The 15,345-nt window shown below is 54.8% G+C and carries 6 protein-coding genes; all 6 read left to right on the top strand.

All coding sequences use genetic code 11. The features are described 5' to 3' along the window. Positions 1-7 precede the first annotated feature (7 nt). Positions 8-3,379: a PAS domain S-box protein gene (locus R6U90_RS00290; RefSeq protein ID WP_410350659.1), complete on the top strand. Its 3,372-nt coding sequence runs from the start codon at positions 8-10 to the stop codon at positions 3,377-3,379. Further along, positions 3,376-7,032: a PAS domain S-box protein gene (locus tag R6U90_RS00285; protein ID WP_410350657.1), complete on the top strand. Its 3,657-nt coding sequence runs from the start codon at positions 3,376-3,378 to the stop codon at positions 7,030-7,032. Before R6U90_RS00290 ends, R6U90_RS00285 begins: the two co-directional genes overlap by 4 nt. Further along, positions 7,029-7,412 (top strand): response regulator, encoded by a 384-nt coding sequence (locus R6U90_RS00280; RefSeq protein ID WP_410350656.1) that lies wholly within the window; start codon positions 7,029-7,031, stop codon positions 7,410-7,412. Before R6U90_RS00285 ends, R6U90_RS00280 begins: the two co-directional genes overlap by 4 nt. Beyond that, positions 7,405-9,054, top strand: coding sequence for a diguanylate cyclase (locus R6U90_RS00275; RefSeq protein WP_410350655.1), 1,650 nt, complete (start codon positions 7,405-7,407; stop codon positions 9,052-9,054). The genes R6U90_RS00280 and R6U90_RS00275 overlap by 8 nt, the downstream gene beginning before the upstream one ends. A 23-nt stretch (positions 9,055-9,077) precedes the next feature. Continuing rightward, the gene (locus R6U90_RS00270; protein ID WP_410350654.1) at positions 9,078-13,520 is read left to right on the top strand and encodes a PAS domain-containing protein; all 4,443 of its coding nucleotides are present in this window, start codon (positions 9,078-9,080) and stop codon (positions 13,518-13,520) included. After that, positions 13,517-15,345 (top strand): PAS domain-containing protein (locus tag R6U90_RS00265; protein WP_410350653.1); only part of this gene is annotated, 1,829 nt, incomplete at its 3' end. The genes R6U90_RS00270 and R6U90_RS00265, both read left to right, overlap by 4 nt.

Below are 15,345 nucleotides of genomic sequence, written 5' to 3'. Positions count from 1 at the left end.
TTAAATCATGCAGCCACCTGCAATACCCGAGAACGAGTCCGCCCGTCTGCAGTCTTTGCTGGAATGCCGGATTCTGGATACTCCCGATGATGAACGCTTCGATCGGCTGACCCGGCTGGCAAAAGAGCTGTTTGACGTCAGTATCGTCCTTGTGTCACTGGTGGATGCCGAGCGCCAGTGGTTCAAGTCCCGCCAGGGACTGGAGGCCTGTGAAACCGGTCGGGATATTTCTTTTTGCGGTCACGCGATTTTGAATACGGAGATTTTCCAGGTGACCGACGCGGCCACCGATCCGCGTTTCGCCGATAACCCCCTGGTTACCGGTCCGCCCCATATCCGGTTTTACGCCGGGGCCCCACTCGCTACGGCAGCGGGTTATCGCATCGGCACATTGTGTCTGATTGATGAGACGCCACGACAACTCAATGAACGGGAACTAACCCGGTTACGCGATCTTGCCGATGCGGTACAAAGCGAGATCGAAACGCAGCATCAACAACGTCGGGCAGATGCGCTCGGCACCCTGACGCAGATTACTTCACAGTCGGACATCGACCCTGAAAGCGCTCTGCGACAGGCATTGGCGCTGGGCTGCGAATACCTGGGGATGCCATTTGGCATCATTAGCCGGATTGAGGACGAGGATTACTGTGTCCAGCTCCAGGTATCGCCGCCGGATACCTTGCATGACCATCAGCACTTTCCGCTGGGTGAGACCTACTGTAGCCTGGCCCTGGAACATGACACGGTATTATCCATTGCGCATATGGCGCAAAGTCAATATTCAGGGCATCCCTGTTACCAGTCTTTCGGACTGGAGAGTTACGTGGGTGTTTCCATTGTGGTGCAAGGCGAGCGCTATGGAACCCTGAATTTCTCTTCCCCGGACGAGCATGCCGCCCGGTATTTCGATCAGGCTGAAATCGAGTTTGTTGAACTACTGGGGCAGTGGGTTTCCTCCACACTGCAACGCTGGCAACTGGATCAGAACCTGAAATCTCAACAGCAACTGAGCAGGATTATTGCCGCGGCCCAGGCCCAATTTATCGAAAAAACCGATCGCCGCGAGGCTTTTGATGGATTGCTGTCAGACATTCTCAGCCTGACCGACAGTGAATACGGGTTTATCGGCGAGGTGCTGCACACGAGCGAGGGGACACCCTACCTCAAGACCTATGCTATCACCAATATCGCCTGGAACGACGAGACTCGCGACTTCTACGCGACCAACGCCCCACAGGGCATGGAATTCTATAATCTCAAAAGCCTGTTTGGCGCGGCACTGATCAGTGGCGAGCCGGTGATCGCCAATGATCCCTGCCAGGATCCGCGCCGCGCCGGTCTGCCCGAGGGCCACCCGCCTCTGAACGCCTTTCTCGGTATTCCTATCTATCACAGCGACGAGCTGGTCGCCATGCTGGGTATCGCCAATCGCCCCGCGGGCTACGACACCGGGTTGATTGATTTTCTCTCGCCGCTGCGGGTCACCATTGGTCAACTGATTGTGGCGGCACAATTGCAGCAGCGGCACCAGAAAGATCAGCTGGAATTAATGCGTTTGTCACGCGTGGCCAGCCAGACGACCAATGGCGTAATCATCACGGATATAGAGGGCCGGATTGAGTGGGTCAACGAAGGCTTTACCCGTATCACAGGTTATACCGCAGATGAAATACAGGGGCGCAAACCCGGCGAGCTTTTACAAGGACCGGATACCGACCCGGCCACGGTGGCGCAGATACGCTCGGCACTGAGCCGCGGCGAAGGTTTCGCGGCGGACCTGGTTAATTACACCCAAAATGGCAGACCTTACTGGGTCCGTATCCAGTGCAGCCCGTTACACGACGAGACCGGTAAGCTGCAGGGATTCATGGCCATCGAGTCCGACGTGACACAAGAACGGGATGACGCGGATCGGGTACGTGCCAGTGAACGGCGTCTGGCCTCGGTTATCGAGGGCACCAATATCGGTACCTGGGAATGGAACGTGCAGAGCGGGGAAACGCTGTTCAACGAACGCTGGGCCGAGATCGTTGGTTACAGTCTCGATGAACTGGCGCCGATCAGTATCCAGACCTGGATGGACCTCGTTCATCCGGAAGACCTGCAACGATCCGGCGAATTACTGGAGCAGCATTTCGCCGGCGAGATCGAGTTCTATGATTGCATGGCCCGCATGCGTCACAAAGCGGGGCACTGGGTGTGGGTGCATGATCGTGGTCGACTGGTAAGCAGAACCGCCGAAGGTGCCCCCCTGTTGATGAGCGGCACGCACGCCGACATCACCGAGCAGAAACAGGCCGAGATTGCGCTGCAAGGCAGCGAAGCGCGCCTGCGCGGCCTGTTCGAGCTGTCACCCCTCGGTATTGCCCTTAACGACTACGAGACCGGCGCTTTCGTCGATCTCAATCAGTCTCTGCTGGAGCCGACCGGTTATCGTCGCGAGGAATTTCTTGCCCTGAGCTACTGGGACCTGACTCCCCGGGAGTACGAGCCACAGGAAGCGCAACAACTGGAAAGCATGAAGAAAACCGGCCGCTATGGTCCCTACGAGAAGGAATACATCCGCAAGGACGGCAACCGTTATCCGGTGCTGCTCAATGGCATGGTGGTGTATGACAACAGCGGACGCAAACTGATCTGGTCCATCGTCGAGGATATTTCAGAGCGCAAGCGCATCGAGCGCATGAAGGACGAGTTTGTCTCCACAGTCAGTCACGAACTGCGTACTCCGTTAACCTCGATACGCGGCGCACTGAATCTGATCCGGGGAAAGTCAGCGGATACCCTGGAGCCAAAACCCCGACGGATGCTTGAAATAGCCGAGCGTAACAGTGAGCGACTAAGTCATATTATTAATGATTTGCTTGATATGGACAAATTGATCGCGGGCAAAATGCATTTTGATCTGCAGGCTTGTTCAATCCGGGAGATCATCGAACAGGCGCTTGCCGACAACCAGGCCTACGCGGACAAGTATGGAGTTACCTTTACCCGCAGGTATTCGACCGATATAAATGTCATGGCAGATTCGCAGCGTCTTTTACAGGTGCTGGCTAACCTGCTCTCCAATGCGGCAAAGTTCTCTCCGGCTGGTGGTACTGTTGAAGTTTCATCCCGGGTAACTGACAGTAAAGTGCGTGTTGAAGTGCGCGATCAGGGTAGCGGCATGTCCGAAGAATTTCAGGAAAAAGTATTCCAGAAATTTATGCAGGCCGATGCGTCCGATACGCGCCAGAAGGGAGGCAGTGGTCTGGGGCTGGCCATCAGCAAGGAACTGATAGAACACATGGAAGGGAAGATAGGTTTCGAGTCGATCAAGGATAACGGAAGTGTTTTCTTTTTTGAGTTGCCTGTATGCAAGGTGACGGAGTTATGAGTCCGTCCTCCGCTGCCGACAGCCCGGCAATAGTTATTGCCGGCCTGCGCAACAAACTGGTTGCCACCGTAATCCTGGCTAGCCTGGCGCTACTGGGTAACATGATCCATATGCCTTTATTCTATGGCGTGGATTTTATCTTTGGATCGGTTGCAGTCATACTGGCGGTATCCTTGCTGGGCACATTGCCGGCAACTGTAGTGGCATTCATTGGCGGGCTATATACGCTGGTACTCTGGAATCATCCCTATGCGATGGTGATATTCACGCTCGAAGGTCTGGTCGTGGCCCTGTTATATCAGCGAGGATTACGCAACCTGGTCCTGGGCGATTTGCTCTACTGGCTGGTCCTGGGCGCGCCGCTGGTATTGATTTTCTATCGTGGCTTTATCGGTATGTCCTGGGATGCCTCTATTCTTATTGCGCTCAAGCAACCGATCAACGGACTTTTTAACGCCCTGGTCGCCAGCTTGCTGTTAATCGGCTTTAAATTCTGGCGTGACGCGCCATCCTGGCAGTATATGAGTCCGTTTCAAGCCAGGTCGCTATTGTTCAACGTTGTCCTGGCCGTCATTCTTCTTGCCGGGTCTGTTCCGGTTATCTATCAGGGATATCACTTTCGTGACATCCAGGAAACATTCCTGGCACAAAGGCTGCACAGGGAAATGACTGGCCTGTCGGCCGTGATTGAAAGAAATACCCGGGCAAATACAGAACAATGGCAGGATATTCTGGAAAAAGCTGAATCCGGCCCGAACATCAGTATGGCATTACTGGGCGCCGATGAGGTTATTGCCAGCCAGGGAAAAGTGATTGAACAACAAGAAGCTCCGGGCGAAATGCATAGACTTGATGACGGGCTTATACACTGGTCACCGAATGGGCGCATGGCCGCTATGCAGCGCTGGAAAGCAGGGCGCTACCGGGTTGAGGCTGAAATTGATAAGGGCGCTGTCGATGCACTGGTCGTGGAATATCCGGCTGCCCACCTTGTCGCCAAAGTGGAAAAAGAAATTGCAACGCTGTTTGTCTTTTTAACGATTCTGGTCGGTTTCGGTATTCTGGTTTCGCGATTGCTCAGTAATTGGCTATCGCGGCCCCTGACGCGACTGTCCGGTGTGGCGAGTGAAACGACCAACGGGGTAATAATAACGGATACATCAGGACGCGTGGAGTGGATTAATGAAGGCTTCACTCGTATCAGCGGGTACACTCTGGCGGATATGCTGGGTCAAAAACCCGGTGACCTGCTCCAGGGTCCGAAAACCGACCCGGCTACGGTTAAAAAGATTGCAGGCGAGCTGCAACGTTTGCGGGGCTTTGATGTCGACATTGTTAACTATACCAAACAGGGGAAATCTTACTGGGTACATATCCATTCCAACCCGTTGTATGACGAGAAGGGAGAATTGCAGGGGTTTATTGCAATCGAAACAGATATAACTACGGCCAAACAGGCCGCGATGGAGTTGCAGCAATTCAAAAGCACGCTGGATCAAACTCTGGATTGTGTCTTTATATTCAAGGCCGACGATCTGAACTTTACTTATGTTAATGAAGGTGCGTTACGACAGGTTGGTTATTCGCAGGATGAAATTCTGCGCATGCATTCCTATGACATCAAGCCGGAGATTAACGAGTTACAATTCCGTGAACTGATCGCGCCACTATTATCTGGCGAACAGGCATCGCTGACCTTCGAGACCGTCCACCAGCACAAGCAGGGCCAGCGAATTCCGGTGGAGATATTCATGCAATACGTGGCGCCGGAAAACGAGACCGCGCGTTTCGTCGCCATCGTGCGCGATATCACTGAGCGGCGGCGAATACAGGCCGAGCTCAGAGGTCAGGCCGAACGCACCACGGCCATTTTTGAAAACATAATGGATGGAATGATCACCATTAATGAATACGGGGCGATCGAGTCTTTTAATCCCGCCGCTGAAGCGATTTTCGGTTATACGCTTGATGAGGTTGTGGGCCAGAATGTCAATATGTTAATGCCCAATCCCTATCATGATGCGCATGATGGATATTTACAAAATTACAGGAAGACACGGCAGGCCCGCATTATCGGAATCGGACGGGAAGTCGAAGGCCGGCGCAAGGATGGCAGTCTGTTCCCCATGGATCTGGCCGTATCGCAGCTCTCCTATCAGGGACATCCCATGTATGTGGGCATCGTGCGCGATATTACCGAACGCAAACGTCTGGAACGGATGAAGAATGAATTTATCTCGACGGTCTCGCATGAGTTGCGCACCCCGCTCACGTCGATCCGCGGGGCCCTGAACCTGGTACTCGGCAAGTCCGCCGACTTACTCGAGGGTAAACCCAAACGCATGCTGGAGATGGCCGAGCGTAACAGTGAGCGCCTGACGCTCCTGATTAACGATATTCTCGACCTGGAAAAGATCGAGTCTGGCCGGATGGAATTCAATTTCAGACTTATTGATCTGGTTCAGCTGGCCCGGCGAGCCATCGAAGATAATGAAGGTTATGCCCGTGAGCATGCTGTCAGTTTATCACTGGCAACCCCGCTCAGCGATGCCCGGGTTCAGGGCGACGAACACCGGCTGCTGCAGGTTTTCGCCAACCTGATTTCCAATGCCGTGAAATATTCACCGACCGGCGCACCGGTAAAAATTACCGTCGAAGTGCAGGCAAACGACTACCGGGTGGCGGTTACGGATGAGGGACAGGGGGTACCTGATGAATTTCGCGCCCGCATATTCCAGCGATTTGCCCAGGCAGACAGCTCGGATACGCGCGAAAAAGGCGGGACCGGGCTGGGTCTGAGTATCAGCCAGGCCATCATCGAACGCCACGGCGGTCTTATAGCTTATACAAGCGAGGCGAATAAAGGCACGCAATTCTATTTTGACCTCCCGATGGCGGCCGCCCCTCACACACTGCCCGCGGAAGTACCAACAGCGACACACGCGCTGATTTGTGAAGACAATCCCGACGTGGCCGAAATTCTCCGGGAAATGTTACGTGGCGAAGACGTGAGTTGCGATATTGCCGGGACTATCGCGCAGGCCCGATCCCTGCTGGCAAGTCATCGCTATCGCCTGATGCTGCTGGATCTGACCCTGCCCGATGGGGATGGGATGGCCTTTCTTGAGGAGCTGCGCACCGATCCGGCCACTGAGCAATTACCCGTGTTAGTGGTGTCCGGACGAGCCGACGACGGCGAGAAGTCGTTTAGCGGCGATGTGGCGACCATTGTCGACTGGATACAAAAGCCGGTCGATCCGACGCGTCTTAAACGGGCTATTCATAAAATGCTAAATCAAAAGGCGCGTCCGCATATCCTGCATGTCGAAGACGACAGGGACATCATTGCGCTGGTACAGCAGTTGACCGAGGAGATAGCCGATTACAGCTATGCCACCAGTATCCAGGAAGCCCGTCAGCGACTGGTCGAGCGTGACTATGATCTGGTTATCCTTGATCTCGGGCTGGGCGATGGTTCCGGAGTGGAACTGCTCGATCAAATCAAGCGCTGTTGTCCTGTGCTGATCTTTTCCGCTTCGATGCCCTCCAGCGAGCTCAGCCAGCGAGTCAACACTGCATTGACCAAAAGTCTGGTCAGCAATGATATCCTGCTTTCGACTATTCAAACCCACCTCAAAAGGCATAACCCATGAATGATACTGTGACCGTTCTTTATGTCGAAGATGAAGATGATATTCGTGAAATGACCGAGTTTGCGCTCGAAGATGAAGGGTTTGAGCTGATTCAGTGTGTTTCGGGTCAGGATGCGCTTGAAAAAGCGGCGGGTGTCCATCCTGATCTGATACTTCTGGATGTGATGATGCCGGGCATGGACGGCGTGAGTACGGCGCAAAAGCTGCGTGAGATGCCGCACCTGGCGGATGTGCCGGTAATTTTCATGACAGCGAAAGTCCAGCAAACTGAAGTAGAGAAATACAAAGCAATGGGGGCTATCGGGGTAATTAAAAAACCTTTCGATGCCATGGAGTTGCCCGACCAGATTCGTGAATTGCTTGAGAGCGCCAATGACTGATAAACAGGCCGCCAAACAGGCCAAACGCCGCGCCCTGCAGGAAAAATTTTCCGCGAAACTGACAGAGCGGGTCGAGGAAATCGACCTGAGCTGGCAGGCGGTGTCCCACCGGCCCGGCTCACTCGGCCTCGAGCACCCCTTCTATCGCCAGGTGCACAGCCTGGCCGGCGCCGCCGGCACTTTCGGCTATACGGGGCTGGGGGTATGCGCGCGTGAGATCGAACAGATATTGCTGGAGTTTACCGAAGGGCACCATCCGGATGATCGTTTCATCGAACAGATTAGCACCGCCCTGGAGGAACTCCGTAACCTGGCCGCCCGGGGCGCCGATTCAGACTATTCCTCGAATCGCATACCCGGGTATATGTCCACCGGGAAGGCCGGGGATCAGCCCCTGGTGTATATACTGGAAGATGATACCGAACTGGCCAGCGAGCTGAGCAACCAGCTTGCCTTGTTCGGTTACCAGGCCTGTCCCTTCGACAGCGACGAGGCCATTCTGGCGGCGCATCAACATCAGCCCGCCGATGCCCTGATCATCGATATCGTCCTGCCAGAGGGTGACTTGCATGGAACCGAAATCGCACCCCGACTTCAGTCAGCCGGGGCTGTCCATGCGCCGCTGATTTTTATTTCACGGCGCGCTGACTGGCAGGCTCGCCTGGCCGCGCTGCGTGCCGGCGCCGACGCCTACTTCACCAAACCACTTGATCTGACCCAGCTGGTTGAAACACTCGAACAGTTACTGGAAAGGCAACACTATGATCCTTACCGGATTCTAATCGTCGACGACGATCCCTTGCTTGCCGGCCATTACGCCACGGTGTTACGGGAAGCGGATATGGAGACATTCGAACTCAATGATCCGGCACAGTTGCTCGAGGTGTTGCCCGAGGAAAAGCCGGATATTATATTGATGGACCTGTACATGCCCGGGTGCACCGGTATTGAAGCGGCCCAGATTATTCGCCAGCAGCCCATCTACCAGGGACTGCCTATTATTTTTCTTTCCACCGAAACCGGGGTAAAGCAACAGCTTGATGCTCTGCGTCTGGGCGGTGATGAATTTTTGCAAAAACCGATCAGTGATGCTCACCTCGTCGAGGCCGTCTCCATCCGTGCCGCGCGCTTTCGAACACTGAAGAACCTGATGGTCCGGGACGGCATGACCGGCCTGTTGAATCACATTAATTTCAAGCTGGCGCTGGAGCGGGAAGTTTCACTCGCCACGCGCCGCCACAGTCAACTGACGGTTGTCATGATCGATATCGATCACTTCAAGCAAATTAATGATCGTTTCGGTCACCCCACTGGTGACCGGGTCATCAAGACTATCGCCTGGTTACTTAAACAGCGTTTGCGCAACACAGATATTATCGCCCGCTACGGCGGAGAGGAGTTCGCGGTGATCCTGCCTGATACGAGCATAACGGATGCCCGGGACCTGATAGACAATATCCGCGATCAATTTTCCGGGATCGTGTTTACGCATGACGAGGCCTCGTTCCATGTCGCCCTTAGCGGAGGCATTGCCGGACTTGAAGCCCGCCACGATGCCGATGCGTTGATCGCCGCGGCTGACGAGGCTCTGTATGAGGCCAAACAGACTGGCCGTAACCAGGTCATTATGAAATCAGGATAATGCTGTACTGAAAGGCTGACATTATGGCGCTGAGTGACAAACGTAAAAAGAAACGCGAAAAAATGCAGCTGGCTTTTTTGGCCAAACTGGATCAGCGCATCCAGGCGATTCGCGATCTGGCACAAACATTGAAAACTGACCCGGACGCATCCCCGGGATGCGCCGAACTGCATATACTCGTCCACAACCTCCACGGGGCTGCCGGGACGTATGGTCTGATGTCTCTCGCTCATGCCGCGCAGAGCCTGGAGGCGCAACTGGCCGATTTTCAGCACACCACGCCCACTGAACAGCAATGGACGAGCATTGACACTGCAATCGAGCGTCTGTCGGATCTGGTGGCGATCGTGAAAAAATCCGGGGGCGATATTCTGCGTGCCCCGACTTACCCGACACGCAATAATTCCGTTCCCCTTATCCACATTGTCGAGGATGACCCGGAACAGGCCAGGCAGCTTGAAGAACGACTGCGGGAAGAAGGCTTTCGCACTGAACGGTTCAGCTCGCCCCGGGCGTTTCGCGATCGGCCCAAAGACGATGCGGATGAACCGCCGGCCGCGGTGGTGATGGATCTTATCTTTCCCGACAACAAGGATGGCGGCACGGAACTCATCGCCGAACTGGGTGTGACATCTGAATCCCGGCTACCGGTGATCGTGGCCTCGGTGCGTGACGATCTGGAGGCGCGGCTGGAAGCCTTTCGCGCCGGGGCCTGTCGTTACCTGTCCAAACCTTACGATATGTCGGCTCTGATTGATATCCTGGATGCGGTCACAGGCCGTCAGCCATCGGAAAAATTCCGTGTCTTAATGGTCGATGATGACGAGATCATGCTGGAGGCCGAAACCGGGGTCCTGACCAGTGCCGGAATGGACGTGCGTTCACTGTCCAATCCCCTGCAGGTCCTGGATGTCCTGAATGACTTTGTGCCTGATGTGATTGTCCTGGATGTCTACATGCCCCATGCCTCGGGACCGGAACTGGCCGCGGTCATTCGCGAACGTGATGCACTGCTGCAGACCCCCATTTTGTTTCTCTCCTCGGAGAAGGATCTGAGTCGCCAGTTGCGGGCGTTGAGCCTGGGCGGGGATGATTTTCTGGTCAAACCGATTGATCCCGAACACTTTGTTTCGGCCGTCAGTTCCCGCGCCCGGCGTGCCCGGCAAAACCGGGCTATCCAGCGGCGCCTGGAAATTTCCCTCTATGAACGCGAACGCGAACACCGTGCCCTGGACCACCACGCCATCGTCAGTGTAACCAACGCCAAAGGGGAGATTATTCGGGTCAATGACCAGTTTTGCGCGATCAGTGGCTACCGCCCCGAGGAACTGCTCGGGCAAAACCATCACGTTGTGAAGTCCGACGAACATCCGCCTGAGTTCTATCGTGACCTGTGGCGCACGATTGCCCGGGGCGAGGTATGGCAGGGCGATATCTGTAACCGACGCAAGGACGGCAAGCTGTACTGGGTAGCCTCGACCATTACCCCTTTTCTGGATGAAAGGGGCAAACCTTATCAGTACGTCTCCATACGTACTGATATTACTCACGTCAAGGCCGCCGAAGCCCTGCAGCGCGCGCAAAATGCCATGCGAGGCGTGGTGGGTAAGGCTGCAGCCGGATTGCTGGCAGCGGATGCTGAAACCATGGACGCCGCCATCGAACAGGCCCTGCGCCAGGCGGGCGAGCATCTGGGCGTCGACCGCGCCTACCTGTTCCTGCTCAACGACAACGCCACACGCATGAGCAACAGCCACGAATGGTCCGCCCCCGGCATCGCCCCGCAGAAAGACATTTTGCAGGATATTCCCGTGGAGTCTGCCCCCTGGTGGTGGGCGCAGATTCTCGGCAACCAGCCGGTCATCGTTTCCGACGTGGCCGCGCTGCCATCCGAAGCCGCGGCGGAGAAGACAATGTTCCAGTCTCTGGACATCCGCGCCCTGTGTGGCTTCCCCATCCGGCGGGGCGACGTAACCCAGGGCTTTATCGGCTTCGATCAGGTCAGCATGGCCCGTGACTGGGACGCCCCGGCACTCGATCTGCTGCGTCTGCTGGCCGGCCAGATGGGCAGCGCACTGCTGCGTGCAGCGAGCGAGCGAGAAGTTCAACGACAGCACCGCTTCACGCAGGACGTGCTGGATTCGGTATCCGCAAACATCGCGGTACTGAACCGCGACGGCATTATCGTGGCGGTTAATGAACCCTGGCGACGCTTTGCGATTCAGAACGCCGAACAGGCCGGCGCTCCGGTCCCGAACACCGATATCGGCACCAATTATCTGGCCGTCTGCCGCCAGCCTGCCGCGTCGGATAGCCACGACGTTGAGGATGTGGCGACGACCGGTATCAATGCAGTTATGAGCGGACAGGTCCCCAGTTTCCGGCACGAATATCCCTGTCCCTCCCCGGACAAGCCCCGCTGGTTCGAAATGACGGTAATGCCATTGTCGGGCGGCGGTGGCGTTGTGATAAGTCACGTCAATATCACCGAGCGCAAGCTGGCCGAGCAGGCCGCGGACTCGGCCAGGGAACGCCTGCGCCGTGGTCAGATCTACGCCAATATCGGCACCTGGGAGTGGAATATTGTCACCGGCGATCTGTTCTGGACCGAGCGCATCGCGCCGCTGTTCGGTTACCCCGAGGGGGATCTGGAAACGTCCTACGATAATTTCCTGGCTGCCGTACATCCGGACGATCGTCAGGCAGTGACCGGGGCGGTCAGCGCCTGTATTGAGTACGACAAACCCTACGACATCGAACACCGCGTGATCTGGCCCGACGGCACAGAACGCTGGCTACTGGAACGCGGCGCGGTGGTGCGCGATGCCGAGGGCAAGCCGCTGCAGATGATCGGCGTGGTGCAGGACATCGACGATCGCAAGCGCGCCGAAATGGTTCTGGCCGAACGGGAACACCAGCTGGTGGAAGCACAAGCTCTGGCATCGCTGGGCAACTGGAGCGCGGATCTGGTGACGGGTGATTTAATATGGTCCGATGAAATCTATCGCATCTTCGGTTACGAGCCGGGCAGCTTCGTCCCCAGCGTTGAGGCTTTTCATTCTTTCGTACATCCCGATGACCTCGACAAGGTTCATGCCAGTGAAAAACAGGCCACAGAGACCGGCCATCATGATGTGGTTCACCGCATTATTCGCAAGGACGGTTCCGTTCGACATGTGCACGAACTGGCCCAGGCTGAAACCGATGATAACGGCAAGCTGGTACGACTGACCGGCACTGTTCAGGATATTACCAGTGAAGTCCAGATCAGAGAGTCTCTGATCGCCGCGACCGAGGAAGCGGAAAGGGCAAACAAGGCCAAATCGGATTTTCTCTCCAGCATGAGCCACGAGTTGCGAACCCCGATGAATGCCATTATCGGTTTCAGCCAGTTGCTCGACTATGACGACGAGTTGAGGGCGGATCAAAAAGAAAATGTCAGTGAAATTCTCAAGGCCGGCGAGCATCTGCTTGAACTGATCAACGAGGTTCTGGATCTGGCCAAAGTCGAATCCGGGAAAATCGATTTATCGCTCGAAGCCGTGGAAGTTTGCCCTGTTGTCGAGGAGTGTGTGACGCTGATCAGTACCCTGGCGGATCAAAAGCAAATAAATATCACCCACCGGGGACTGGCCGGAATCCTCGTAAGAGCAGATCGTACCCGCCTGAAACAGGCGCTGCTCAATCTTTTATCCAATGCTATAAAATACAATCGCGAAGCGGGAACTGTCCGGATCGAGATACAGTCAACGGATAAGGATTATCTTCGTATTGCCATTACTGATACGGGATGGGGTATCGCCCGGAACAAACTGGAACAGCTATTTCAGCCTTTCAGCCGACTTGATGCGGAAAATAGTAACATCGAAGGAACCGGTATCGGTCTGGCGCTGACTCGCCGGCTGGTCGAGATGATGGGGGGCAGGGTGGATGTGCAGAGTAAAGAGGGTGTCGGCAGTACCTTCTGCATCGAACTCCCTGTTGTAACTTTGCCGGGTGATACTTTTAACCCGGTTAATGACGATACAAACAATGAAATTGCAAACCCGGCAAGCACTGACCAGCCGGAGAATCAGAATACCATTTTATATATCGAGGATAACCCCGCCAACCTCAAGCTGGTGTCCCGTTTACTTCGTCGGCGTAAACATGTCGATTTACTGACCGCGCATACCCCAGATCTGGGAATCGAACTGGCCATGGCACGACAACCTGAACTGATCTTGCTGGATATCAACTTGCCGGGCATGGACGGTTATGAAGTGCTGAATGTTCTGCAGAGCGAGTCCAGAACCCGGAATATCCCGGTCATCGCGATCACCGCCAATGCGATGCCACGCGACATTGAGTACGGTAAACAGGCCGGATTTGCCTATTATCTGACCAAACCACTGGATATTGTCCAGTTCAATAATGCGCTTGACCATATACTGGCCGACGCTGCTGAAGGCCAGGATAAAAAATGATGCCGCAGAGAGAATGTCAGGGCTTGAGCGAGCAGCAGTTGCGTCGAACACTGTATATCACAGCGATGCTGGTTGTCTTTTTACCGCCTTTCATCGGCGGCAGCCTGATGGCATTTGCCGGATTCTATCCCCTGCCGGAGTTCTATTTAATCTTCACCAACATCAGCAGCATTTATGTCGCTACAGTCCTCGCTGGCATCCTGTTATTAATCCCTCGGTTCTACCGCACGCTGACCCGTTTGCCGCATTTGCCACCACACAGGGCCATTGAGGAGACAAGACGAATCTTTTCCCGGTTGCCCTGGTACCTGCTATTGACAGTCACGGTGTATTCCATGTTCGGCGTGTTGAGCGCGGACTGGTCGCTGGAGAGAATGGGGTATGCAGATTATGTATTGCGTGATTACCTCATCCATCAGTTCGGGGTAGTGCCGGTGGCGTTGCTTTCCTCGTTCCCGATATTTTTTTATTTCATTGACCGCCTGGGACTGTACCTTGGTCCACGCGGTATTTATGTCAACGCCACCCCGTTGTGGGTAAAATTGTTGATGCTGGGGATTGTCACTCCCTTACTGATTGACAGCCTGCTGATCGGCTACTTTTATAACCGCACGGGTTATTTTGAGCTTGAAACTCTGGTCGTGTGGGTTTCACTGGTTTTGCTGGCTATCGGTGGCACCTGGCTGGCCTGGCGGAGCATTCACCAGGGCCTGTCTCCACTGAACCATTATGTTGAAGGTGAAAGCCGGGATATAGACCAGCCCGCTCAACTTGAACCGCATTCACTGGATGAACTGGGTGTATTGACTGCGCATCTGGCCAAACTGACCCGTACCTTGCAGCAACAGCGTGACTATTCCAATAACGTTCTCAATACAGCGCCGATTATCATATTAATGCTGGATGAGGCAGGTTACATAACCTATGTTAACCCGTGGTTCGAAAATCTTACCGGTTACTCGCTTGATGAAATAAAAGGTAAAGAGTGGTTTTCCCGGTTTGTGCCCGAGCGAAACCGTGCGCAGATTCGCTCGCTGTTCCAGACGGCAACGCATGATGAACCGACACGGGGCAATATTAATCCGATACTGCGACGTGACGGTGCCGAGATCGAAGTCGAATGGTATGATCAGGCGATTCGTGATGAACAGGGTGATCTTGTTTCACTGCTGGCGATTGGTCAGGACGTCACCGAGCGAAGACTGCTCGAACAACAACAATTCGAACAAAAAGAACATCTTAATATTTTACTGGAAACCATTCCGCACGGTATCCAGGAGACGGACCTTTCCGGAACCATTATCTACTCCAACCCGGCACATGCAAACATGCTCGGTTACGAATCCGGGACTCTCGTGGGACGTAAGATCTGGGAGTTCCTGGTTCCTTCGCAACAGCAAGGTTTCCAGGAATACCTGCACAGGCTGATTGAGTTGAGGCTGCAACCCGAACCGTTTGTAAGTCAAAACATTACTCGGAGCGGCAGTTTAATCACGGTCAGTGTCGATTGGGACTACAGGTATGACTTGCGGGGCGAGCTAACCGGCCTGATTGCCGTCATTACGGATATTACTGACCGTGTGGAGGCAGAAAATGCACTGCGGGAAAGTGAAAAACGCCTGTCCCAGGCCCAGGAGATCGCGAAGATCGGTAACTGGGAGCTTGACCTGCGCACTGGTCGACTAATCTGGTCAGACACGATATACGCTATTTTTGAACTTGATAAAGCACATTACTCTCCCGATTATGGGACGTTTCTTGAGCTTGTTCATCCGGATGAGCGTGAAGCAGTGGATGCCGCCTACCAGCAATCTCTTGTCGATCG

This window comes from Thiohalophilus sp. (assembly GCF_046483665.1).
GTDB lineage: Bacteria > Pseudomonadota > Gammaproteobacteria > UBA6429 > Thiohalophilaceae > Thiohalophilus.
This window is presented reverse-complemented; position numbering and strand designations above follow the sequence as displayed.

Excerpts from the sequence above, each read along its gene's own strand:
- R6U90_RS00290 (WP_410350659.1), top strand. The coding sequence starts at position 8 with ATGCAGCCACCTGCAATACCCGAGAACGAGTCCGCCCGTCTGCAGTCT.
- R6U90_RS00285 (WP_410350657.1), top strand. The coding sequence starts at position 3,376 with ATGAGTCCGTCCTCCGCTGCCGACAGCCCGGCAATAGTTATTGCCGGC.
- R6U90_RS00280 (WP_410350656.1), top strand. The coding sequence starts at position 7,029 with ATGAATGATACTGTGACCGTTCTTTATGTCGAAGATGAAGATGATATT.
- R6U90_RS00270 (WP_410350654.1), top strand. The coding sequence starts at position 9,078 with ATGGCGCTGAGTGACAAACGTAAAAAGAAACGCGAAAAAATGCAGCTG.
- R6U90_RS00275 (WP_410350655.1), top strand. The coding sequence starts at position 7,405 with ATGACTGATAAACAGGCCGCCAAACAGGCCAAACGCCGCGCCCTGCAG.